Source organism: Burkholderia cepacia ATCC 25416 (assembly GCF_001411495.1).
Lineage (GTDB): Bacteria > Pseudomonadota > Gammaproteobacteria > Burkholderiales > Burkholderiaceae > Burkholderia > Burkholderia cepacia.
This window is the reverse complement of the sequence record NZ_CP012981.1, coordinates 1,928,580-1,951,077: the sequence shown is the minus strand read 5'-3', so window position 1 is coordinate 1,951,077 and position 22,498 is coordinate 1,928,580. Positions and strand designations below refer to the sequence as shown.

General features: G+C 68.1%; 20 protein-coding genes and 1 other RNA gene. 14 read left to right on the top strand and 7 right to left on the bottom strand.

All coding sequences use genetic code 11. The features are described from left to right. Positions 1-280: 280 nt before the first annotated feature. The 4 genes from ompA (at position 281) to ssrA (ending at position 2,919) form a co-directional block, all read left to right on the top strand. Positions 281-949: an outer membrane protein OmpA gene (gene ompA / locus APZ15_RS08895; protein WP_021157465.1), complete on the top strand. Its 669-nt coding sequence runs from the start codon at positions 281-283 to the stop codon at positions 947-949. Between the two features lie 154 nt (positions 950-1,103). Continuing rightward, positions 1,104-1,802 (top strand): bifunctional 2-polyprenyl-6-hydroxyphenol methylase/3-demethylubiquinol 3-O-methyltransferase UbiG, encoded by a 699-nt coding sequence (gene ubiG / locus APZ15_RS08890; protein WP_027788067.1) that lies wholly within the window; start codon positions 1,104-1,106, stop codon positions 1,800-1,802. A 13-nt stretch (positions 1,803-1,815) separates the two neighbouring features. Beyond that, positions 1,816-2,532 (top strand): phosphoglycolate phosphatase, encoded by a 717-nt coding sequence (gene gph, locus APZ15_RS08885; RefSeq protein ID WP_027788068.1) that lies wholly within the window; start codon positions 1,816-1,818, stop codon positions 2,530-2,532. A gap of 17 nt (positions 2,533-2,549) precedes the next feature. Further along, positions 2,550-2,919: a transfer-messenger RNA gene (ssrA, locus tag APZ15_RS38440) on the top strand. 269 nt (positions 2,920-3,188) lie between these two features. Here ssrA and APZ15_RS08880 read toward each other — a convergent pair. The 3 genes from APZ15_RS08880 to APZ15_RS08870 form a co-directional block, all read right to left on the bottom strand. Further along, a complete protein-coding gene (locus APZ15_RS08880; RefSeq protein ID WP_027788069.1) occupies positions 3,189-3,542 on the bottom strand; it encodes a DUF4148 domain-containing protein in 354 nt (117 codons plus the stop codon). Positions 3,543-3,921: 379 nt separating this feature from the next. After that, the gene (locus APZ15_RS08875) at positions 3,922-4,191 is read right to left on the bottom strand and encodes a hypothetical protein (protein ID WP_027788070.1); all 270 of its coding nucleotides are present in this window, start codon (positions 4,189-4,191) and stop codon (positions 3,922-3,924) included. A gap of 101 nt (positions 4,192-4,292) precedes the next feature. Then, positions 4,293-5,399: a substrate-binding domain-containing protein gene (locus tag APZ15_RS08870; protein WP_027788071.1), complete on the bottom strand. Its 1,107-nt coding sequence runs from the start codon at positions 5,397-5,399 to the stop codon at positions 4,293-4,295. A 131-nt stretch (positions 5,400-5,530) separates the two neighbouring features. On the opposite strand from APZ15_RS08870, the gene APZ15_RS08865 reads away from it, so the two are divergent. From APZ15_RS08865 to APZ15_RS08850, 4 genes are read left to right on the top strand one after another with little or no spacing between them, the layout of a single operon-like run. Beyond that, complete coding sequence (locus APZ15_RS08865) at positions 5,531-6,031, top strand: NAD(P)H-dependent oxidoreductase subunit E (RefSeq protein ID WP_027788072.1); 501 nt, start codon at positions 5,531-5,533, stop codon at positions 6,029-6,031. After that, the gene (locus APZ15_RS08860) at positions 6,028-7,605 is read left to right on the top strand and encodes a formate dehydrogenase beta subunit (RefSeq protein ID WP_027788073.1); all 1,578 of its coding nucleotides are present in this window, start codon (positions 6,028-6,030) and stop codon (positions 7,603-7,605) included. Before APZ15_RS08865 ends, APZ15_RS08860 begins: the two co-directional genes overlap by 4 nt. 17 nt (positions 7,606-7,622) lie before the next feature. Next, entirely contained in the window at positions 7,623-10,574 is a 2,952-nt protein-coding gene (gene fdhF, locus APZ15_RS08855) for a formate dehydrogenase subunit alpha (protein WP_027788074.1), read from the top strand. 7 nt (positions 10,575-10,581) lie between these two features. Continuing rightward, the gene (locus APZ15_RS08850; RefSeq protein ID WP_027788075.1) at positions 10,582-10,833 is read left to right on the top strand and encodes a formate dehydrogenase subunit delta; all 252 of its coding nucleotides are present in this window, start codon (positions 10,582-10,584) and stop codon (positions 10,831-10,833) included. An 8-nt stretch (positions 10,834-10,841) separates the two neighbouring features. Here the strand turns inward: APZ15_RS08850 and APZ15_RS08845 are convergent, their stop codons facing one another. After that, entirely contained in the window at positions 10,842-12,485 is a 1,644-nt protein-coding gene (locus tag APZ15_RS08845; RefSeq protein WP_027788076.1) for an FAD-dependent monooxygenase, read from the bottom strand. 130 nt (positions 12,486-12,615) lie between these two features. Here APZ15_RS08845 and APZ15_RS08840 point away from each other — a divergent pair, with 130 nt between their 5' ends. Then, complete coding sequence (locus APZ15_RS08840) at positions 12,616-14,454, top strand: tetratricopeptide repeat protein (protein ID WP_370448712.1); 1,839 nt, start codon at positions 12,616-12,618, stop codon at positions 14,452-14,454. A 90-nt stretch (positions 14,455-14,544) separates the two neighbouring features. Here the strand turns inward: APZ15_RS08840 and tcuC are convergent, their stop codons facing one another. Next, complete coding sequence (tcuC, locus tag APZ15_RS08835; RefSeq protein ID WP_027788078.1) at positions 14,545-15,840, bottom strand: MFS transporter; 1,296 nt, start codon at positions 15,838-15,840, stop codon at positions 14,545-14,547. On the opposite strand from tcuC, the gene APZ15_RS40810 reads away from it, so the two are divergent. Together APZ15_RS40810 and APZ15_RS08830 are read left to right on the top strand one after the other, a co-directional pair. Next, entirely contained in the window at positions 15,839-16,093 is a 255-nt protein-coding gene (locus APZ15_RS40810; RefSeq protein ID WP_138143311.1) for a hypothetical protein, read from the top strand. The two genes, tcuC and APZ15_RS40810, sit on opposite strands and share 2 nt — an antisense overlap. A 324-nt stretch (positions 16,094-16,417) precedes the next feature. Then, positions 16,418-17,140 (top strand): hypothetical protein, encoded by a 723-nt coding sequence (locus APZ15_RS08830; RefSeq protein WP_226153258.1) that lies wholly within the window; start codon positions 16,418-16,420, stop codon positions 17,138-17,140. 79 nt (positions 17,141-17,219) lie between these two features. On the opposite strand, the gene APZ15_RS08825 is transcribed toward APZ15_RS08830, so the two are convergent. Next, positions 17,220-17,912 (bottom strand): DUF2968 domain-containing protein, encoded by a 693-nt coding sequence (locus APZ15_RS08825; protein ID WP_027788080.1) that lies wholly within the window; start codon positions 17,910-17,912, stop codon positions 17,220-17,222. Between the two features lie 115 nt (positions 17,913-18,027). After that, on the bottom strand, positions 18,028-19,215 hold the full coding sequence (locus tag APZ15_RS08820) for a gamma-glutamyl-gamma-aminobutyrate hydrolase family protein (RefSeq protein WP_027788081.1): 1,188 nt from the start codon (positions 19,213-19,215) through the stop codon (positions 18,028-18,030). A 280-nt stretch (positions 19,216-19,495) separates the two neighbouring features. Here APZ15_RS08820 and APZ15_RS08815 point away from each other — a divergent pair, with 280 nt between their 5' ends. The 3 genes from APZ15_RS08815 to APZ15_RS08805 all read left to right on the top strand — a co-directional run bounded on the left by APZ15_RS08815 (position 19,496) and on the right by APZ15_RS08805 (position 22,211). Further along, positions 19,496-20,176 (top strand): GntR family transcriptional regulator, encoded by a 681-nt coding sequence (locus APZ15_RS08815; protein WP_027788082.1) that lies wholly within the window; start codon positions 19,496-19,498, stop codon positions 20,174-20,176. Between the two features lie 6 nt (positions 20,177-20,182). Further along, a complete protein-coding gene (locus APZ15_RS08810) occupies positions 20,183-21,559 on the top strand; it encodes an amidase (protein WP_027788083.1) in 1,377 nt (458 codons plus the stop codon). Positions 21,560-21,698: 139 nt separating this feature from the next. After that, complete coding sequence (locus APZ15_RS08805) at positions 21,699-22,211, top strand: disulfide bond formation protein B (protein ID WP_027788084.1); 513 nt, start codon at positions 21,699-21,701, stop codon at positions 22,209-22,211. Positions 22,212-22,498 lie beyond the last annotated feature (287 nt).

Sequence of the window (22,498 nt, the reverse complement as noted above, 5' to 3'; positions counted from 1 at the left end):
CGACACACTCTTGACAATCTCTAAAAGTTGCGGCAGGGCGGTGTTGCGCATGCACCACAAAGTTGAAGCGATCTTAGGGTGGGGAGGATTTTTTTTCGTAGGAAGGGAACGATATGGCAAAATGCCAACGCACTGAAAGTTAGACGCTGCTCGAAGTCTACACAGAGCGGTGCCGCGTTTTTTGTGCCGCACCAATGTTATACTTCGAGCAATGTATGACTTGTCACCGTCAACAGGCTCGCAGTAAACCTGCGGTAATCTCAATTTCGAGAGGAGAAATATGAATAAACTTTCAAAGCTCGCGTTCATTGCAGCTACCGCAGTTATGGCTGCATCCGCTTCGGCACAGTCGGTGCCGGCGTCGCGTCAAGCCGTCAATGACAACTGGGTGAACGGCACGGGCGAATGGGTGTGGATGAACGGCACGAACGAGCTCTGCTGGCGCGATGCGTTCTGGACGCCGGCCACCGCCAACGCGAAGTGCGATGGCGCACTGGTCGCCCAGGCACCGCAGCCGCCGGTCGCTCCGGTCGCTCCGGCTATCTCGAGCCAGAAGATCACGTATCAAGCTGACGCACTGTTCGACTTCGACAAGGCAACGCTCAAGCCGCTGGGCAAGCAAAAGCTGGACGAACTGGCTTCGAAGATCGAAGGCATGAACACGGAAGTGGTCGTCGCAACGGGCTACACGGACCGCATCGGTTCGGACAAGTACAACGACCGTCTGTCGCTGCGCCGTGCGCAAGCCGTGAAGTCGTACCTGGTCAGCAAGGGTGTGCCGGCCAACAAGATCTACACGGAAGGCAAGGGCAAGCGCAACCCGGTCACGACGGGCTGCAACCAGAAGAACCGCAAGCAACTCATCGCCTGCCTCGCACCGGATCGCCGCGTGGAAGTCGAAGTGGTTGGTACGCAAGAAGTCCAGAAGACGACCGTTCCGGCAAACTAAGCCGCGGTTTTCGACTGCTTCAAAGCCCCGCCCCGGCGGGGCTTTTTCTTTGACGCCCGTCCAGGCGCCTGCCGCTTCGCCGCTCGTCCGCTTCTTATATACTCGGGGCTGACGAATCGCAGTACCGCCCTCCTCTCGTAGCCCGTTTGCCGACATGACCAACGCCGATCCGCACGAACTCCAGAAATTCAGCGACCTCGCCCATCGGTGGTGGGATCCGAACGCCGAATTCAAGCCGCTGCACGACCTGAACCCGGTCCGCCTCGGCTGGATCGATGCGCATGCGCACCTCGCCGGCAAGCGTGCACTCGACGTCGGCTGCGGCGGCGGCATCCTGTCCGAATCGATGGCCGGACTCGGCGCACAGGTGAAAGGTATCGACCTGTCGACCGAAGCGCTCGGCGTCGCCGACCTGCACAGCCTCGAAAGCGGCATCACTGTCGACTATGAAGCCATCGCAGCGGAAGCGATCGCCGCGCGTGAACCGGGCACCTATGATGTCGTCACGTGCATGGAGATGCTCGAGCACGTGCCGTCTCCCGGCGATGTCGTCGCCGCGTGCGCGACGCTCGTGAAGCCGGGTGGCTGGGTGTTCTTCTCGACGCTGAACCGCAACCTGAAGGCCTACCTGTTCGCCGTGATCGGCGCGGAGTACATCGCGCAAATGCTGCCGAAGGGCACGCACGACTACGCGCGCTTCATCCGCCCGTCGGAACTGGCCGGCTTCGTGCGTGCGACGGATCTGCACATCGTGGAGATCAAGGGCATCACGTATCACCCGATCGGCAAGCGCTTCGCGCTGTCGAACGACACCGACATCAACTACCTCGTCGCGTGCCGCCGCGGCGCGTGACCCTCCACCCCGCATGACGACTCCCCTCTCGACCGCGCGGGCTGCACTCGACGAACCGCGCCTGCTGCACTGCGATGCCGTGCTGTTCGACCTGGACGGCACGCTCGCCGACACGGCCCCCGATCTCGCGGCGGCCGTCAACAAGATGCAACGCGTGCGCGACCTGCCCGAAACACCGCTCGACGTGCTGCGGCCGCTGGCCTCGGCCGGCGCGCGGGGCCTGCTCGGCGGCGCGTTCGGCATCGATCCGCACACGCCCGGTTACGAGGCGATGCGCGACGAGTTCCTGGCCAACTACGCGACGGATCTGTGTGTGCATACGACGCTGTTCCCCGGCATCGGCGACGTGCTCGACGAACTCGATGCACGCGGTGTGCGCTGGGGGATCGTTACGAACAAGGTGATGCGGCTCACGGCGCCGCTCGTCGAGTTGCTCGGTCTCGCGCCACGCGCGGCCTGCGTCGTCGGGGGCGACACAACGCCGCACCCGAAGCCGCATCCGGCCCCGCTGCTGCATGCGGCCGACCAGTTGACGCTCGCGCCCGCACGCATCGTCTACGTCGGCGACGATCTGCGCGACATTCAGGCCGGCAGCGCCGCCGGCATGGCGACGATCGCGGCCGCGTACGGCTACTGCGGCGACGGCGCCGCACCGGCCGACTGGCAAGCGCAACATCTCGTCGACACGACACTGCAACTGCGCGAACTGCTGCGCGATGTTGGGCTATAATGGTCGATCTTATCCGCGGGGGCGACCTGGTTTCGACAGGGGTTGTGAAGCGGCTAGGGCATGTCGAGGACCCGTCACCTCGTTAATCAATGGGAAAATCGTAACTGCAAACGACGATACGTTCGCACTGGCAGCCTAAGGGCCGCCGTCCTCTGCCTAGTTCACTGACGGGCTAGTGTCGCAAGACCGGTAGCAATACCGCCAGAGGTCATTTACGTCAGTTAAGCCCTGTCGGCGTCGCGACGCCAGGGTCGAAAACCTAGCGAATCGCCGTAGTGCAGCGTGTTCGTCCGCGTCGCTGCGGTTAAATCAAATGACTGAACTAAACATGTAGAACTAGTCGTGGAGCGCTTCTGGACGCGGGTTCGATTCCCGCCGCCTCCACCAAATTCCGCGCTCGTCGCACGAACCCCGCATGACGCAAGTCTGCGGGGTTTTTTGTTGCCGCCGAAACGCATGCCCCCTTCCCCTTCCGAAAAAGCGCCCAGCCACGGACGGGCCGGGCGGAATGCCACCGGTATTCCGGCGACAGGAGGTGACGGATGTCCTGCCGCGCCCGCACAATCATCGATCGCGCCAGGCGGCGGCCGGCCCGGGTGCCGCAGTGCCGGACGCGTCGTCGCACCAGCACTCACGCACACCGGGCGATGTGCGGCTTAGCTGCCGCGATACAGCGACTTCATTTCTTCAGCGGTGGCCGGGCGCACGCCCATTGCACGCGAACCCGACGCCGAAGCACCCTGCGCCTGTGCACCGTAACCGCTGGCGTCGGCGCCTTGCGCTTGCGCCATCGCGCTGCGCTGTTGCTCGGCAACACGCGCCGTTGCGGCCTGGATCGCTTCCGGATAATGCGGATCTTCGCCGCGAGCGGAGTTGTAACCTGCCTGCTGCAACTGGACCAGTTCGGCGCGAACCTGCGCGCGGGTGATCGTCGAACCCGACTGGGCAAACGACACGACCGGGGCAACGAGAGCGGCAGCAACGACAACAGCTTGAACGAGCGACTTCATGATGACCTACCTCCAGATTTGTCTGTGTTCGCGGTGAACACCTTGTTCATCGCTGACAACCCGAAGTTTATGTAGGCGGATGCTTAAGAATAAGGCAGGTTTCTGGAAGACATCCTTCCTGATTTACGGGTTAACCCTATCCCTCCCCCATCAGGCCGACGATGCGCGCATGCAGGCATCGCCCGACACCGAATCGCATGAAGATTCCGCCGGAAAGCAAAAGCCCGCGAAGCGGCAACACTTCGCGGGGCTCGACAGAACCGGAATCCCACGGGACTCCGGCAGTCGCCGGTCAACCGGCCAGGCCAGTACGTGGACGCAACGCCCGTCAAGCGAACCGGCGCCGCATGACCCTTGCGGACGTACTCCGTCCGCCCGGTTACTGGCTATCCATCGGACACTTCAGGTTGCAGCCGTTCGGATCGCCCAGGTCGCCCTTACGGCGCAAGGCCGACTTCTTGCCGCTCTGGTATTTCTGCGACGGCGTCGACGCTGCGAACGGCATCTGCGGATGCTCGTTCAGGCGAAACTGTTCGCTCAGGATACCGCCAGGCACACCGGGGGAATTCTGCGCGAGCGCGAACGGCGAAACAGCGGCCAGCAGCCCCGCGGTCAACGCTGCCGCGGCGAGGGGAACGGAAAATTTCATGGCGGGATGACGCTTGAACGGCGTACTTGTTGGAACGTTGGTCAAGCGGCAAGCGTAGCGCAAATCCCCCGCTGCTGCAGCGCGGTTCGATCGCGCGCGCGTTACCGCGAATTGCCGCCCGGCACGCTCGCGCCGTCGCCGCCGGCCAGCCCCGTCGCGATGCTCGTCAACGTTCCGCACGCAGCCGGATCGTAGCCGTCGAGATGCGCGACGCGCTCGACGAAGCGCGCGTCGCGCAGCAGCGCCAGTACGCCGGCAAGCGGCCGCGCGTCGAGCCGCGCGCGTTCGCACGCGAAGTAATAGTCCTCGTCGACGACCGGGATGAAATCGAGCCCGAAATGATGGGCGGCAGGTTCGACGCCGAAGCCGAGATCGGCCATCCCGCTCGCGACGAACGCCGCGATCGCCGAATGCGTGAGCTCGGCCGACGCGTAGCCGTCGATGCGCTCGGGATCAATGCCGATCGCGCGCAGCGCGAGGTCCAGCAGCATGCGCGTGCCCGACCCCGGCTGGCGGTTGACGAAGCGGATGTCATTGCGCGCGAGATCCGCGAGGCCGCGAACCTGCTTCGGGTTGCCGCGCGGGACGAACAGCCCCTGCTGGCGCCGAGTCAGGTGGATCAGCACATGGCGCGTATCGTCGAGCCACGGCCGGTAGATTTGCGCGCACTGCGCACGAAACGCACCGCGCGGCAGATGGAAGCCCGCCAGGTCGCACTCGCCGCGGGCAAGCGCCTGCACGGCCTCGACGCTCTCGCGATACTTGATGTCGACAGCCGCCTGCGCATCGACGAGCGCGGATACGAGCGTCGCGACCGCGTAGCCGTGCGACGCATGAATGCGCACGGCGCCGTCGCGCTGCGCGAGCCGCCGGTTCAGGTCGCTCGCCACCTCGGCCGCCAGCGTCCGCAGGTTACCGTCGAGCCGGCTGCGCGCGAGGCGCTGCGCATCGACGACCGCCTGCCCGAGCGCCGACAGCGTCGAGCCCTTGCCGCGCGCGGTTTCGATCAGTTCCCCGCCGATGCACGCCTCCAGCGCGCGCAGCATGCCCCACGCGTGCCGGTAGGACAGCCCTTTCGCGTGCGCGGCCTGCGCGATGCTGCCCGTGTCGGCCACGAGTTCCAGCAACGGCGCGACATCCGACAGGCTGGCCGCACGGCCTTCCGTGTCGCGTACGGTCAGATACGCGTCGCATTCGATTCGAACCAATTATGCACTCCGATTTCCTATTGCGACCGCCAAATCTTCCGCTTATCGTTGTTCAAAATCAATCAGAACGAAGTCGAAGTGCGCACTATATGAATTTGGAGCGCATATGAGACTTTGGAGGAGCACAACCGATGTCCCCGAATTCCGAAGCGCCCGACGCGCTCGTCGAGCGCCATGCGCGCGCCGGCCGGTCGCTCGTGGCGATCCTGCACGCGATCCAGGACGACGCGGGCTACGTGCCGCCGGGCTGCGTCGCGCCGCTCGCCAGGGCGCTCAACCTGTCGCGCGCGGAAGTGCACGGCGTACTGACTTACTACCACCACTTCCGCACCGCGCCGCCCGCCCGCGTGACGATCCAGATGTGCCGTGCCGAAGCGTGCCGCAGCATGGGCTGCGAAGCGCTGGCCGCGCATGCGGAAGCCCGCACGGGTTGCCGGTTCGACGCGGCGCACGGCGATGTCGCGAACGCGCATGCGCCCGGAGACGTCGCGCTCGAATCGGTCTACTGCCTCGGACTGTGTGCGCAATCGCCGTCGCTGACGGTCAACGGCGTGCTGCACGCGAAGGTCACGCCGGAGAAATTCGACGCGCTGCTTGCCGAGGCGGTCGCCCATACCCCGGAGGCCGCATGACGACCCGCATCTACGTTCCGCGCGATTCGTCCGCACTGGCACTCGGCGCCGACGCGCTCGCCGCCGCCATCACGGCGGAAGCGCAGCGGCGCGGCGTCGCCGTCGAGCTGGTCCGCAACGGTTCGCGCGGGCTGCTGTGGCTCGAGCCGCTCGTCGAGGTCGGCACGGCCGCCGGCCGCGTCGGTTATGCGAACCTGTCGGCCGCCGACGTGCCGGCCCTGTTCGACGCAAACTGGCTCGACGGCGGCACGCATCCGAGCGGTGTCGGCCTCGTCGACGCATTGCCCTATCTCGCGCGCCAGCAACGCCTCACGTTCGCACGCATCGGCCTGACCGATCCGCTGTCGATCGACGACTACCTGCAATACGAAGGCCTCGCCGGCCTGAAGAACGCGCTCGCGCTCGACGGCGATGCCGCGTGCGAAACGCTGATCGAATCGGGGTTGCGCGGCCGCGGCGGTGCCGCGTTCCCGGCCGGCATCAAATGGCGCACGGTCCGGCAAGCCAGCGCCACGCAGAAATACATCGTCTGCAATGCAGACGAAGGCGATTCGGGCACGTTCTCCGACCGCCTGCTGATGGAGTGCGATCCGTACTGCCTGATCGAAGGGATGATCATCGCGGGCGTCGCGACCGGCGCGACGGTCGGCTACATCTACGTGCGCAGCGAATACCCGCATGCAATCGCCACGCTCGAAGCCGCGATCGTCCGTGCACGCGAAGCCGGCTGGCTCGGCGAGCACGTGCTCGGCTCCGCGCATGCGTTCGAGCTGCACGTCGCGAAAGGCGCGGGCTCGTACGTGTGCGGCGAGGAAACGGCACTGCTCGAATCGCTCGAAGGCAAGCGCGGCGTCGTGCGGGCGAAACCGCCGCTGCCCGCGCTCGCGGGCCTGTACGGCCAGCCGACCGTCATCAACAACGTGATCACGCTCGCGACGGCGCCCGTGATCTTCGCGCGCGGCGCCGCGTTCTATCGCGACTACGGGATGGGCCGCTCACGCGGCACGCTGCCGTTCCAGCTCGCGGGCAACATCCGCCACGGCGGCCTCGTCGAGCTCGCGTTCGGCGTCACGCTGCGCGAGCTGCTGTTCGATTTCGGCGGCGGCACGGCAAGCGGACGGCCCGCGCGCGCCGCCCAGGTCGGCGGCCCGCTCGGCACCTACCTGCCCGACCAACAGTGGGATGTGCCGCTCGACTACGAAGCGTACACGGCGATCGGCGCGGTCGTCGGGCACGGCGGCATCGTGCTCCACGACGATACGTCGAACCTCGCCGAGCTGGCCGAATACGCGATGAAGTTCTGCGCGATCGAGTCGTGCGGCAAGTGCACGCCGTGCCGGATCGGTTCGACACGTGGCGTCGAGACGATCGCGCGCATCCGCCACGGCGACACGTCGGAGCGGCAGGTCACGCTGCTGCGCGACCTGTGCGACACGATGCTGGCCGGTTCGCTGTGCGCAATGGGCGGCATGACACCCTACCCGGTGCTGTCCGCGCTCGACCATTTCCCCGAAGATTTCGGGCTCGCCGCCGGCAAGGATGCCGCGTCGGGTCCGGTCAAGGCTGCGGCCTGACCCAGAAGGAGCCCTGCATGTCCCTCGACACGAACAACGTCCGCCAAGGCGGCTGCGGCTCGGGCCAATGCGCGTGCAAGAGCGCCGCGCAAGCGCGTGCCCGCGATCCGTTCGACGATACCGACTACGGCACGCCGCAACGGCATGCCGATACCGACGTCACGCTCGAAATCGACGGCCAGCCGATCACCGTGCCGGCCGGCACGTCGGTGATGCGCGCGGCGATCGAAGCCGGCGTCAACGTCCCGAAGCTCTGCGCGACCGATTCGCTCGAACCGTTCGGCTCGTGCCGGCTGTGCCTCGTCGAGATCGAAGGCCGGCGAGGTTATCCCGCCTCGTGCACGACGCCGGCCGAAGCGGGCATGAAGGTGCGCACGCAGTCGGACCGGCTGCAGTCGCTGCGTCGCAACGTGATGGAGCTGTACATCTCCGACCATCCGCTCGACTGCCTCACCTGCCCCGCCAACGGCGACTGCGAGTTGCAGGACATGGCGGGCGTCGTCGGGCTGCGCGAAGTGCGCTACGGCTTCGACGGCGCGAATCACCTGAAAGACCGCAAGGACGAGTCGAACCCGTACTTCACGTACGACCCGTCGAAGTGCATCGTCTGCAACCGCTGCGTACGCGCCTGCGAGGAAACGCAAGGCACGTTCGCGCTGACGATCGCCGCACGCGGCTTCGAATCGCGCGTCGCCGCGGGCGAAAGCGAATCGTTCATGGCGTCGGAATGCGTATCGTGCGGCGCATGCGTCGCCGCCTGCCCGACCGCCACGCTGCAGGAAAAAACGGTCGTGCAACTCGGCCAGGCGGAACACTCCGTCGTCACGACCTGCGCGTACTGCGGCGTCGGCTGCTCGTTCAAGGCCGAGATGAAGGGCACGCAGGTCGTGCGCATGACGCCGCACAAGAACGGCCTCGCGAACGAAGGCCATGCGTGCGTGAAGGGACGCTTCGCATGGGGCTACGCGACGCACAAGGACCGCATCACGAAGCCGATGATCCGCGAGAAGATCACCGACCCGTGGCGCGAAGTCAGCTGGGACGAAGCGCTCACCTACGCGGCAACGCAATTCCGCAAGCTGCAGCAGAAGTACGGCCGCGACTCGATCGGCGGCATCACGTCGTCGCGCTGCACGAACGAGGAAACCTACCTCGTGCAGAAACTGGTGCGCGCCGCATTCGGCAACAACAACGTCGACACCTGCGCACGCGTGTGCCACTCGCCGACGGGCTACGGCCTCAAGACGACGCTCGGCGAATCGGCCGGCACGCAGACGTTCGCGTCGGTCGGCCAGGCCGACGTGATCGTCGTGATGGGCGCGAACCCGACCGACGGGCACCCGGTGTTCGGCTCGCGGCTGAAGCGGCGTGTGCGCGAAGGTGCGAAGCTGATCGTGATCGACCCGCGCCGCATCGACGTCGTCGACGGCCCGCACGTGAAGGCCACCCACCATCTGCAGCTGCGCCCCGGCACCAACGTCGCGATCGTCAACGCACTCGCGCACGTGATCGTCACCGAAGGGCTCGTCGACGACGCGTTCGTCGCCGAGCGCTGCGAGACGCGCGCATTCGAACAGTGGCGCGAATTCGTATCGCGTGCCGACAACTCTCCCGAGGCGACCGCCGACGTGACGGGCGTGCCGGCGGAACGGGTCCGTGAAGCCGCGCGCCTCTATGCGACGGGCGGCAATGCCGCGATCTACTACGGGCTGGGCGTGACCGAGCACGCGCAGGGCTCGACGACGGTGATGGGCATCACGAACCTCGCGATGGCGACCGGCAACGTCGGCCGCGAAGGCGTCGGCGTCAATCCACTGCGCGGCCAGAACAACGTGCAGGGTTCGTGCGACATGGGCTCGTTCCCGCACGAGCTGCCCGGCTACCGGCACATCAGCGACACGATCGTGCGCACGCAGTTCGAACAGGCGTGGTCGGCCACGCTGCAACCCGAACCGGGGCTGCGCATCCCGAACATGTTCGACGCGGCGCTCGACGGCAGCTTCAAGGGGCTCTACTGCCAGGGCGAGGACATCGTCCAGTCTGACCCGAATACGCAGCACGTCGCGGCCGCACTGTCGGCCATGGAATGCATCGTCGTGCAGGACATCTTCCTGAACGAGACCGCGAAATACGCGCACGTGCTGCTGCCCGGCTCGTCGTTCCTCGAGAAGGACGGCACGTTCACGAACGCGGAACGCCGCATCTCGCGCGTGCGCAAGGTGATGCCGCCGCTCGCGGGCTACGCGGACTGGGAAGTTACCCTGATGCTGTCGCGCGCGCTCGGCTACGAGATGGACTATGCGCATCCGTCGGAAATCATGGACGAGATCGCGCGACTCACGCCGACGTTCTCGGGCGTGTCGTACGCGAAGCTCGACGCGCTCGGCAGCATCCAGTGGCCGTGCAACGAGCACGCACCGGAAGGCACGCCGACAATGCACATCGACGCATTCGTGCGCGGCAAGGGCAAGTTCGTGATCACGCAGTTCATCGCGTCGCCGGAGAAGGTCACGCAGCGTTATCCGCTGATCCTGACGACGGGTCGCATCCTGTCGCAATACAACGTCGGCGCACAGACGCGCCGCACCGAGAACGTCCGCTGGCACGAGGAGGATCGCCTCGAGATCCATCCGCACGACGCGCAGGATCGCGGGATCCGCAGCGGCGACTGGGTCGGCATCGAGTCGCGCGCGGGGCAGACGGTGCTGCGCGCGCTCGTGACCGAACGCATGCAGCCGGGCGTCGTCTATACGACGTTCCACTTCCCCGAATCGGGTGCGAACGTGATCACGACGGACAGCTCGGACTGGGCGACGAACTGCCCCGAGTACAAGGTGACGGCCGTCCAGGTGCTGCCCGTCGCGCAGCCGTCCGACTGGCAGAAAGCCTACGCACGCTTCAACGCCGAGCAGCTCGATCTGCTCGAGCGCCGTGCGGCCGCGACCGCCGGCGTGACCACGGGCAAGTGAGGAAGCGATGGACAACGGACACCTGATCGACATGGCCAACCAGATCGGCGCATTCTTCGAATCGATGCCCGATCGCGACGAAGCGCTGGCCGGTATCGCCGACCATATCCGGCGCTTCTGGGAGCCGCGGATGCGCCGCGCGCTTCTCGCGGCGCTCGACGATCCGTCATGCGAGGCCGCGCAACGCGCGGCACCGATCGTGCGCGACGCGATCGCCGCGCACCGCGCGTCCCTCGTGCCTGCCGCGGCAAAGGCCTGACCGCCCCGCTACGCGGGCCGCGACATGCCCGCGAACCAGCTTTCGCAGTGACGCAGCAACGCGTTCGCGTCGGTCGCCGTGCGCCCGCGCGCGGCCACGTAACCGTCGGGCCGGAGCAGGTAAAACGACGGCCGTGAGCGGCCGTATTCCTGCGCAAGCCCGGCATCCCCGCCTTCGGCATCGGTGACGCGCCAGACGCGCACCGCGTCCGGCATGATCCGTTCGAGCCCCTGCGCGAGCACCTGCGCATCGGCCGGTATCGGCGGCAACGCGCCGGCGTCGACGTCCGGCGGCTCTTCCAGCAGCAGCAACGTGAAGCTCGCCGGATCGTGCAGGTCGTATAGCCGCGCCGTGCCGGGCGCCTGACCGAGCGGCCCGTCGACCACGCGCACGTATGCATCGGGTGCCCGCTCACCTGCGCGCGGCCCGCCGTCAAGCACGCGCTCCAGCGTGAGCGGGCTCTTCCGGTACTGCACGCCGAGTTCGCTGACCGTACGCCGCACCGCGTCGCGCATCGGCCCGAACGACGCCAGCAGCGGCACGACATGATCGCGCAGCAGCTTCATCGCGCCGCGCTCGGCTTCGACGACCTGCGTGACGAAACCGGTCTGCCGCAACACGTCGCGCTCGATCGGATGACGTTCCGCGTGATACGTGTCGAGAAGCCGTTCGGGCGTGCCCGCGCCGAGCACGCGCGCGAGCTTCCAGCCAAGATTGAACGCTTCCTGGATGCCGGTGTTCATGCCCTGCGCCCCGGCCGGGCTGTGGACGTGCGCGGCGTCGCCCGCGAAGAACACGCGGCCGTGACGCAGCCGGTCGACCATCCGGCTGTGCAGGTGAAAATAGGACGACCACGCGAGATCGCTCGGCGAGATCGACGCGCCGGCACGGGCACGCACGATCGCGTCGCATTCCGCGAGCGACGGGACCGGCGCATCGGACGACGCGTCGCTGCCGGGCGGCCGGTCGGCCACGAGCCGGTAACGGCCGCCCCCCATCGGAAACAGGCCGGCCATGCCTTCGGGTGTCGCGAACAGGTGGATCTCTTCGTCCGGCCAGTCGGGTATCGCCGCGAAATCGGCGAGCAGGAACGTCTGCTCGAACGCCTGCCCGGTGAAGCCCAGGCCGAGCAGATGCCTGACCGTGCTGTGCGCGCCGTCGGCGGCGATCAGGTACGACGGCGCGAACGATTCGTCACGACCGTCGGCGCGGCGGATCGACACGTCGAGCGACGCGCCGCCCGCATCGCATGCGGTCAGCGTCGCGCCGCGCTCGACCGTCACGCCGAGCCGGGCCAGATGCTCGGCGAGCAGGCGCTCGGTGACGGTCTGGTCGAGAAACAGCAGGTACGGATAGCGCGTGTGCAGCGGATCGAAATCGAGCCGCGCGATCACGCGGCCGTCGGCATGGAGCGCGGCTGCATGCGCACGATGGCCGAGCGCGAGAAACGGTTCGACCGCGCGGTGCTGCTCCAGCAGTTCGAGCGTGCGCGCCTGGATGCCGATCGCGCGCGAATGCGGCGCGGGCGCGGCAAGCCGATCGATGATGCGCACCGGCACGCGGGCTCGCGCGAGGCTCATCGCCGCGGCAAGGCCGGTCGGCCCCGCACCGACGATCAGCACGGGCAGGATATCGGGCAGTGTGTCAGCCATGAGAACCTCGATGACACGCGATCCTGCAAGTCTACGCCGCTCCACGTGACGGGGCCATATGCCGATCGGCCGACGCGCGGCGGCGCCGCGCGGTGTGGGAAAATACGCCCTTTCCGTCAGTTTTCGCGTCATGGATACCGCATTCGACCGAGCGTATGCCGCACACCGCGCGGGCCGCCTCGCCGAGGCCGAGCACGGCTATCGCAACGCGCTCGCCTCCGATCCCGCCAACGCCGACGCGCTGCATCTGTTCGGCGTGCTGCGGCACCAGCAGGGCCAGCACGCCGAGGCGGCCGACCTCGTCGGCCGCGCCGTCGCGCTGCGTCCGGACGATGCCGCGCTGCAGCTCAATCTCGGCAACGCGCTGAAGGCGCTCGGCCGGCTCGACGAAGCGGTCGACCGCTTTCGCAACGCGCTGACGCTCGCGCCCGAATTTCCGCTCGCGCACTACAACCTCGGCAACGCGTATGCGGCGCTGCAGCGCCACGACGATGCGATCGACGCATTCGGCCGCGCGCTGCGGCTCACGCCCGACGATGCATCGATCCACAACAATCTCGGCAACGCGCTGAACGCGCTCGGCCGCCACGACGATGCGCTCGCCGCGTTCCATCGCGCGCTCGAGTTGCGGCCGGGGCATGCGGGGGCGCACAACAACCTCGCGATGGCGCTGAACGCGATGGGCCGCGCCGACGATGCGATCGCGCACTTCCAGGCCGCGATCGCCGCGCAGCCGCGCTTCGTCGCCGCGCACTTCAATCTCGGCAACACGTTCGACGCGGTCGGCCGGCATGCCGAGGCGGCCGCCGCGTTCGAAGCCGCGCTCGCGCTGCATCCGCCGTTTCCGCTCGCGCTGTTCGGGCTCGCGAACGCACTGAGCGCGCAGGCGCGCCACCGCGACGCGCTGCCCTTCTACGAGCGAGCGGTCGGTCTCGATCCGTCGTTCAGCCTGGCCTGGCTGAACCTCGGCAACGCACATCACGCGCTCGGTGCGCACGAGATGGCGCTGCGCGCGTTCGACCAGGCGCTGCGTGTCGCCCCCGATCTCACGCTGGCACGGCTGCACCGCGCGGTCACGCTGCTGACGCTCGGCGACTTCACGCGCGGCCTGCCCGCCTATGAAGCGCGCCACGACACGCCGGGCGCGACGCCGCTCGGCACGCTGCCGCGCTGGCAAGGCGAACCGATTGCGTCGCGTACGCTGCTGATCCGCGCGGAACAGGGCTTCGGCGACACCCTGCAGTTCGTCCGCTTCGTGCCGCTCGCCCGCGCGCGCTGCGCGCGCGTCGTGCTCGAAGTCCAGCCGGAACTCGTTACGCTGCTGGCGCCGGCGGCCGCGCGCTGGCGCGTGACCCTCGTCGCACAGGGCACCGCGAAACCGCCCGCCGCGGATGTCGCCTGCACGCTGATGAGCTTGCCGTTCCTGCTCGGGCTTCAGGCGGAGGACATCGTCGCGGGCTCGCGCTACCTCGACGCCCCCGACGGCGCCGGCAGGCGCTTTCGCGGCTCGCTCGGCGGGCAGTCGAAGCGCAAGTTCGGCCTTGCATGGTCGGGGCGCCGGCAGGCGCAGGAAAACCGCTCGATGCCGTTCGACACGCTCGCGCCGCTGCTCGCGCTGCCGGATATCGACTGGATCGTGCTGCAACCCGCACTCGACGAGGACGAACGCGCGCGCGTCGACGCGCATCCGCGCGTGCACCGGTTCGACGGCCGGTTGAACGACTTTGCCGACACAGCCGCGCTGATCGAACGGCTCGACGGCGTCGTCACGATCGATACCGCGGTCGCGCATCTCGCCGGCGCGCTCGGCAAGCCACTGTGGGTCATGCTGCCGTTCGCGCCCGACTGGCGCTGGTTCACCGGCGACGACTGCCCGTGGTATCCGCAGGCCAGGCTCGCCCGCCAGCCCGCACCGGGGCAATGGCTCGACGTGGCGACAGCAGTCGCCGGCATGCTGCGCGAAGCCTGAACGCGGACGAAAAAAGGGAGCGCCGTTTACCCGGGCTCCCTTTGTCCATGCGACGCGCGCGGCCGGCGCCGCGCGACATGTGCTTGCCCGTCAGGCCGCCTTGTACTGGTTGCGAGCCTCGGGCGTGCGATACAGCACGAGTGTCGCGATCAGCCCGCAAATCGCGGCAACGCTCAGCCACAGCCCCGGCGCGGCCTTGTTGCCGGTCTGATGAATCAGCAGCGTCGAGATCGCGGGCGTGAAGCCGCCGATCGTCGTCGCCAGGCTGTATGCCAGCGAGAAACCGGCCGTGCGCACGTCGGCCGGCATCACTTCGGTCAGCGCGACGACCATTGCGCCGTTATACGACGCATACAGGAATGACAGCCACAGCTCGACCGCGAGCAGCCGCAGGAACGACGGATCGCCGACGAGCCACAGCACGGCCGGGTAAGCCGACAGCAGCGTCAGCACGGTAAACGCAATCAGCACCGGGCGGCGACCGATGCGGTCGGACAACGCACCGGACAGCGGCAGCCACACGAGATTGGAAATCCCCACGCAGACGGTCACGACGAGCGCGTCGAGCGACGACAGGTGCAGCACTTCCTTGCCGAACGTCGGCGTATAGGCGGTAATCATGTAGAACGACACCGTCGTCATGATCACCATCCCCATGCCCGCCACCACGACGTCCCAGTTGTCGAGCATCGAACGCATGATCTCGCCCATCGTCGGACGATGACGCTTCGCGAGGAACTCGTCGGTCTCCTTCAGCGAACGCCGGATCAGGAACAGGAACGGCACGATCAGGCAGCCGATCAGGAACGGAATGCGCCACCCCCACGCGGTCATCTCCTCGACCGGCAGCGCACGGTTGAGCAGCACGCCGACGAACGCGGCGAACACCACGGCCACCTGCTGGCTGCCCGATTGCCACGACGTATAGAACCCCTTGTGGCCCTTCGTCGCGATCTCCGACAGGTAGACCGACACGCCGCCGAGTTCGACGCCCGCCGAAAAGCCCTGCAGCAGCCGGCCGAGCAGCACGAGCACCGGCGCGAGCACGCCGATCGTCGCGTAGCCGGGTATCGCGGCCACCGTGAGCGTGCCGAGCGCCATCAGCCCGAGTGTCAGGATCAGCCCCTTGCGCCGGCCGTGGTGGTCGATGTACGCACCGAGCACGATCGCGCCGACCGGGCGCATCAGGAAGCCCGCGCCGAACACCGACAGCGACAGCATCAGCGACGCGAATGCGTTGCCGCTCGGAAAGTAGGTTTTCGCGATGGCCGACGCGTAATAGCCGTAGACCATGAAGTCGTACATTTCCAGGAAGTTGCCGCTGACGACGCGGAACACGGTGCGGAATTTCGATTCCTGCGTGATGGCGTGTGACGCTGTGGACATGTTTTTCTCGCTCAGCTCGGATGGCGCGAATCCGCGCCGCATGGATCCGACGACGCGCGCGGCGCCGGGCCGGCGCGCACGGGCATCGCTGCCCGCCGGCGGCGCGCCGCGCGACGACGCGCGCGCCGGCATGGTTCGCGCATCATGCCACGCCAACCCGACATTTGCCTTGTGCCGCCGCGACCGTTGCCATTGCCGTCGCGGCACTCTTCTCGTACGAGTCGCCCAGAATCGGAAGAAAAAATCGGATTGATCTGATCGACCTGCTCTCGCCGCCTGACCACAATGTCACGATTTGCGACGACATTTCCGCGCCGCGGCCGGCACGGTTGCCCGTGTCGCACGGCGTACCGCCCTCATGACCCCATCGCCACTCGTCCCCGTCGAAGGCGCACTCGCCCGCCCTCGCGTCACGCCGCTCGATATCGCTCCGTCGTTCGGCCGCGAATGGACCTTTCGCGGCGCGCCCGGTGCACGGCCCGACAGGCACTGTCTCGCCACGCTGACGACATCCTGCATCGACGTAGACCGGCCGCACAGCGCATGCCGCTGGCAGCCGCGGTCCGTGGCGTTATCGATGCCGGTTTCGGCTGGCGCGCCGGTCGTGCCGGCCGGCGTTGCCGGCGCGCGCATCCGCCGCTCTCACGACCGGCGTGCGCGGTATGCGATCTGCTGGAGCATCGGCGCGCTCGGCATCATCGGCTGGCTGATCGCCGCATATGAACCGCCCGCGGGCTTCGGGCCCACATACGCGATTCAAGCGGCCGGCAGCGTGCCGGATCACGCTACATCGTGGTCCGGCACCGTGCAGGTCGCGACGGTACAGCCGGGTACGTCGACGAGCACGCCACCGCAGCGCACGATGGCCGCGCCTGTCGCGACAACGGCCGAAGCGCCGCAGGTCATGCACCACGTCGCGCGCCGTCCGGCACCGCTTCGTCCCGACGCAACGTCCAACGTGCCGCCCACGGCCGTTGCATCGTCACTCCGTTCGAACGACAAACGCGGCGCGACGGCAGCACCGGCCCGGCCCGCGACCCCGTCGCGGCTGGCCGCGCGCCCACCGGTCCGGAGCAGCGCGGTTGCCCCACGCGCACATGATCAGTTCGCCCCCGCGTCGCCCGCAATCGCCGAACCACGCGACTCGCTCGACGATCCGCTCACGCTGATCGCAATGGCAAGCGCGCTGCGCGCTACCCAACCCGAGCGCCCATCGCACACGCCCGCCGCCGGTTTCGACTGGACGGCACAACTGTCCCACCGCCGCCTGACCGATACGCCGGACGCGTTCGCGCGCTGACGGCCGCACCATGAAAAAAACCCGGCGAAGCGCGCTTCGCCGGGTTTTGCCCGTCTCTCACCGTCCGTCCGACGAATCGCTACTTGTGTGCCGGCAGCCCCGTCTCGGTCTGCTTCTCGAGTTGCCGCACCTGCTCCTGCAGATCACGCAACTGCATCTGCGCGGCCCGCTTCTCGACCTGCAGCGCCTGTGCCTGCTCCTGCGCCGAACGCTGCCGTTGCGCGACTTCGGCCTGCTGGCTACGCGCAACGCTCAGGTCGGCCTGCAACTGCTGCGCACGGTTCGCCTGCAGCGCGATCACGCGCTCGAGAAACGCTTTCTGCGCCTCCAGCTCGGTACGACGGATCTCGATATCGGCGAGTTGTACGGTCTGCTGAACGAAGTTCGCGTACACCATCTCCGCGCGGCTCTTCTCCTGCGACCGGATCACACGCCACAGGTGCTTGTCCTGGAACAGCGCGACGTAGTAGGTCATCTCGCGCGGATCGAACATCAGGCTCGCACCGTAGCTGCCGTTGTACGTCGTGCGCATTTCGACGATCCGGCCATCGTGCAGCATCTGCGTCAGCTCGGCGACGTTGCCTTGCGCGGATGCATCCGTCGCCACCGTGGCGGACGCCGCCGCGTCGCCGCGCAGGCTCGTGACCGCCGGGCGCGTACCGGCGGCCGGCGCGGTCGCGTCGGCGGACCAGGCCGTGCCTGCTTGCGTGCAGGCAGCCAGCGCAACGATCCACGTTGCGCATCGTGCAGGGGAGAAATTTCGGAAAACCAACGTCGGACTCCGGCGAACGAATCGGAACTCGCGATTATCGTTCAAAACGAAATGGCCGCATCTCGAATTTATCGGGATGCGGCCGGCCTTCGTACGACGCGAAGAAAGTGGCTGGCTACAGGCGGGTTTCGCGCGCCGCGCGCAGGAACGCATCGAGCAGCGGCGTGCAGTCGAGCAGCTCCGAGCCGCCGGCGCGATGGAACTCGGGGTGCCACTGCACGCCGACGACGAACGGCGAACGCCGATGACGAATGCCCTCGATGATCCCGTCGCCCGCCGACACGGCCTCGATGTTCAGATCACGGCCGAGATCGCGGATCGCCTGATGGTGAATCGAGTTGACGATCGCCTCGCTGCGCCCGGGGAACATGCTCGCGAGCGTCGACGAATCGGGAAAGCGGATCGCGTGTCGATGCTGGTCGTAATGCTCGCTCACGTGCGCATTCGCGGTGGGCACGTCGGTGGCGATGTCCTGGTACAGCGAGCCGCCGAACGCGACGTTGATCAACTGGCAGCCGCGGCACACGCCGAGGACGGGTTTGCCGGATTCGACGAACTCGTGCAGCAGCTCGAGTTCGTACATGTCGCGCACGCGATCGCCCGGCCATTCGGGGCGGGCGTCGGACGCGGCGTAGGTTTGCGGCGACACGTCGGCGCCGCCCTGCAGCAGCAGCCCGTCGAGATGCTTCGCGTAGTCGCGCAGGCGGATGTTGCTCGGGTGAATCATGCCCTGGTGGCCGACGGTCGGAATCATGAACACGAGCACGTCGCGCGACATCACCCAGTGCGCGATCGATTCCTCGAGATACTGCAGTGTCTTGCCCCGCAGCCCCTTCGCACCCGGTTCCGGATGGAAGATCCGCGCCGACACGCCGATGCGCAGCGTGCGCTGGGTGATGCGCTGGCCAGCGCGGTCGAACAGCCGGCGCGCGCGCGCGGCCACGATCCGGCCGAACACCGACCACGGCGTGTCGCTCTGCTTCAGGTAGGCCGGCGGCGCATTCTGCGCGCTCGCCGGCGGCGGCCGCGGCGTGTCGAAGTCGGGCTGCGCGCCGAACCCCGGCGGCGGCGCGCCATGCTTCGGCGGCGTGGCAACAGCGCCATCGATGGCGGTGCCCGTTGCACCGGGCGCACCCGGCTCGGACGCCGCAGTGACCGGCGACGCGCCGTCCGCGGCGACGTTCTGCGCGGCGGCCTGGGCTGCCGGCGCATCGGGCGCTTTCGCCGGATCGGTACGGGGGGAATCGGAAGAAACGGAGGAGGTGCCGGGCAGACCGGCCGGGGAAGGCGTGTTTTCGCTCATGACGATGGTCTGGTACGTCGCTCACGCGTATGGATAAACGAGGATTCATTATGCGTCAGCGCACGATCGCGCGGCAAACCTGCAACATCCTGTCGATATTGTTGCAAGTCGGCGGCAAACTGCGCCGGCAAGCGCCCCCGTCCCTCGCGCCGGCAAGCCGGTGCACCGCCGCCGGTACTGGACACCAGTGATATATCACAATAATATCCAGGCATCGTCCACGCTTCCCGATCGCCCGCGCCATGATCGCGCCCCGCCCGGCCGCCGCGCCACACCCCGCATGAATGCCCTGACCGACGTCACCCGCGACCGCCCCGCCGCACCGGCGGCCAGCCTCGCCGACCGCGCTTATGCGCTGATCCAGCGCGACATCATCACGATGCGCCTGAAGCCCGGCGCCGCACTCAACGAAGCCGACCTCGTCGCCCGCACCGGGATCGGCCGCACGCCGGTGCACCAGGCCGTCCATCGGCTCGTGCTCGAAGGGCTGCTGTCCGTGATGCCGCGCAAGGGATTGATGGTGCAGCCGCTGTCGCTCGACGACATCGTCGCGGTGATCGACGTGCGGCGCATCAACGAAGCGCACTGCGCGGAACTCGCCGCGCGCCATGCGACGCCCGACGATCTCGCGCGCCTGGCCGCGCTGCTCGACGAAGGACAGGCGTGCGTCGACACGCACGACGTCGAGGGCATGATGGAACTCGACCGCGCGTTCCACCAGGCGATCGCCGCGGCCGCGCGCAATGCGGTTCTCGCCGAGATCCTGCGCGCGCTGCACGAACGCTCGCTGCGCTTCTGGTTCGTCACGCTGTCCGAACCCCACCATCTCGCCGACGTCCAGCACGAGCATCGCGAACTGTTCGACCGGCTGTCCGCGCGCGATGCCGCCGGCGCACGCGCGGCCGTCGAAAACCATATCGACTCGTTCCGCTCCACGCTTCTTCAACATCTTCGCCCCTGAGCCGCCATGACCACTTTCACGCCCTTTCCCCCGCTCGCCCAGCTCGCCGCCGATCTCGCCGCCGGCCGGACCACGAGCCGCGCGCTCGTCGACACCGCGCTCGACCGGATCGCCGATCCGTCGGGCCAGGGTGCGGTCGTCTTCACCGAAGTCGATGCCGACAACGCGCGTGCCGCCGCCGACGCGCACGACCGGCTGCGCGCCGCGGGCACCGTGCTGTCGCCACTCGCGGGCATTCCCGTGTCGGTCAAGGACCTGTTCGACGTCGCGGGCCAGGTGACGCGCGCGGGTTCGCGCGTGCTCGACGGCGCGCCGGCCGCGCGCACCGATGCGGTCGCCGTCGCCCGGCTCAAGCGGGCGGGCGCGGTGCTGGTCGGCCGCACCAACATGAGCGAGTTCGCGTTCTCGGGGCTCGGGCTGAATCCACACTTCGGCCACCCGCGCTCGCCGTACCACCGCGACGTGCCGGGCGACGCACGGATTTCCGGCGGCTCGTCGTCCGGCGCGGCCGCGTCCGTCGCCGACGGGATGGCCGCCGTCGCGCTCGGCACCGACACGGGCGGCTCGATCCGCATTCCGGCCGCGCTGTGCGGGCTGACGGGATTCAAGCCGACCGCGAGCCGGATCCCGACACAAGGCGGCGTACCGCTGTCGACGACGCTCGACTCGTTCGGCCCGATCGGCCTGACGGTCGCCTGCTGCGCGCTCGTCGACCGGATGCTCGCGGGCCTCGAACCGCACGTGCCGGCCGCCCGGCCGCTCGAGGGCGTACGGCTCGGCGTGCTGACGAACTACGTGACGGACGGTGTCGATGCCGACGTCGCGGCCGCGCTCGACGCCGCGCTCAAGCATCTCGAAGCCGCCGGCGCGATCGTCACGGAAGTGCGCTTCCCGGCGCTCGACCGGCTGCCGGACGTCAACCGCTTCGGCTTCTCGCCGATCGAGGCCTACGCATGGCATCGCCCGCTGCTCGCTCGGCATCGCGACCAGTACGACCCGCGCGTGCTCACGCGCATCCTGAAGGGCGAACCCGCGAGCGCGGCCGACTATCTCGACCTGCTCGCCGCGCGCACCGCGATGCTCGACGAAGCCGCGCACACGGTCTGGGCGCGCTTCGATGCGCTCGTCGCGCCGACGGTGCCGGTCGTGCCGCCGCGCATCGCCGACCTCGAAACGGACGACGCCGCGTTCACGCGCACCAACGCGCTGATCCTGCGCAACCCGAGCGCGTTCAACTTCCTCGACGCGTGTGCGCTGTCGCTGCCGTGCCATCCGCGCGACGCGGCGCCGGTCGGCCTGATGCTCGCGGCCGCACCGCATCGCGACGACGCGCTGCTCGCGATCGGCCAGGCCGTCGAGGCCGTGCTCAATACGATCCGCTGAACGCAGCCAGCCGAGCGCCGGCGGACAGACGCGCGGTGCGGCAGGTTGCCGCACGCGCGCTGTCAGTTTCGTGCCAGACCGTTCGCGCTAAAATCGCGCGATTGTTTTCCGGACCGACCCCACGAGGAACCCCGCCGACATGAACGACTACACGCTCGCAATCCGCCGCGAACGCCGCCTGCTGATGCTGCTCGGCTGGGTGTGCATCGCCCTGCTGGCCGGTGCGCTCTACCTGCAGTACGTGAAGAACGAAGATCCCTGCCCGCTGTGCATCATCCAGCGCTACTTCTTCTGCGCGATCGGGATCTTCGCGTTCCTGGCCGCCGGGATCCGCAACTGGCGCGTCATCTGGGTGCTCGAGCTGCTGATCGCGATCGCCGCGGCCGGCGGCGTCGGCACGGCCGCCCGCCATCTGTCGATCCAGATGAATCCGGGCTTCAGCTGCGGCTTCGACACGCTGCAGCCGATCGTCGACAGCCTGCCGCCCGCGCAGTGGTTCCCCGGCATGTTCAAGGTCGCCGGGCTGTGCGAGACCGTCTACCCGCCGATCTTCGGCATCCTGCTGCCCGGCTGGGCGCTGATCGGCTTCGCCGCGATCCTGGTTGCCGTCGTCGCGAGCCTCTGGCGCCATCGTCGCAAGCTCGCGGCCTGACCGGCCGGTTTCGCACCGGCCTGCGCGCGGCCCGCTCACCCGGGCCACACGCCGCCAGCCGGCAAGCCCGGCACCGGAGCACTCTCCGAACCGGCCCGGCCGGTCGCCCCTGACCGGCCGTACCCGGGCGGCCCCGCGTAAACACCTACCTCGCCGCCACCCGGATAGCCGGGCGAACGCGCATCGCGCGACTTCCGCGCCCAGCCCCGCCACGCCTGCGTTTTGGCCCGATGTGCACGCATCGGCGCCCCGATCCCGGGCGGCGGGCCTATGATCGACATGATCGC

Excerpts from the sequence above, each read along its gene's own strand:
- ompA (WP_021157465.1), top strand. The coding sequence starts at position 281 with ATGAATAAACTTTCAAAGCTCGCGTTCATTGCAGCTACCGCAGTTATG.
- ubiG (WP_027788067.1), top strand. The coding sequence starts at position 1,104 with ATGACCAACGCCGATCCGCACGAACTCCAGAAATTCAGCGACCTCGCC.
- gph (WP_027788068.1), top strand. The coding sequence starts at position 1,816 with ATGACGACTCCCCTCTCGACCGCGCGGGCTGCACTCGACGAACCGCGC.
- APZ15_RS08880 (WP_027788069.1), bottom strand. The coding sequence starts at position 3,542 with ATGAAGTCGCTCGTTCAAGCTGTTGTCGTTGCTGCCGCTCTCGTTGCC.
- APZ15_RS08875 (WP_027788070.1), bottom strand. The coding sequence starts at position 4,191 with ATGAAATTTTCCGTTCCCCTCGCCGCGGCAGCGTTGACCGCGGGGCTG.
- APZ15_RS08865 (WP_027788072.1), top strand. The coding sequence starts at position 5,531 with ATGTCCCCGAATTCCGAAGCGCCCGACGCGCTCGTCGAGCGCCATGCG.
- APZ15_RS08860 (WP_027788073.1), top strand. The coding sequence starts at position 6,028 with ATGACGACCCGCATCTACGTTCCGCGCGATTCGTCCGCACTGGCACTC.
- fdhF (WP_027788074.1), top strand. The coding sequence starts at position 7,623 with ATGTCCCTCGACACGAACAACGTCCGCCAAGGCGGCTGCGGCTCGGGC.
- APZ15_RS08850 (WP_027788075.1), top strand. The coding sequence starts at position 10,582 with ATGGACAACGGACACCTGATCGACATGGCCAACCAGATCGGCGCATTC.
- APZ15_RS08845 (WP_027788076.1), bottom strand. The coding sequence starts at position 12,485 with ATGGCTGACACACTGCCCGATATCCTGCCCGTGCTGATCGTCGGTGCG.
- APZ15_RS08840 (WP_370448712.1), top strand. The coding sequence starts at position 12,616 with ATGGATACCGCATTCGACCGAGCGTATGCCGCACACCGCGCGGGCCGC.
- APZ15_RS40810 (WP_138143311.1), top strand. The coding sequence starts at position 15,839 with ATGTTTTTCTCGCTCAGCTCGGATGGCGCGAATCCGCGCCGCATGGAT.
- tcuC (WP_027788078.1), bottom strand. The coding sequence starts at position 15,840 with ATGTCCACAGCGTCACACGCCATCACGCAGGAATCGAAATTCCGCACC.
- APZ15_RS08830 (WP_226153258.1), top strand. The coding sequence starts at position 16,418 with ATGCCGGTTTCGGCTGGCGCGCCGGTCGTGCCGGCCGGCGTTGCCGGC.
- APZ15_RS08820 (WP_027788081.1), bottom strand. The coding sequence starts at position 19,215 with ATGAGCGAAAACACGCCTTCCCCGGCCGGTCTGCCCGGCACCTCCTCC.
- APZ15_RS08815 (WP_027788082.1), top strand. The coding sequence starts at position 19,496 with ATGAATGCCCTGACCGACGTCACCCGCGACCGCCCCGCCGCACCGGCG.
- APZ15_RS08810 (WP_027788083.1), top strand. The coding sequence starts at position 20,183 with ATGACCACTTTCACGCCCTTTCCCCCGCTCGCCCAGCTCGCCGCCGAT.
- APZ15_RS08805 (WP_027788084.1), top strand. The coding sequence starts at position 21,699 with ATGAACGACTACACGCTCGCAATCCGCCGCGAACGCCGCCTGCTGATG.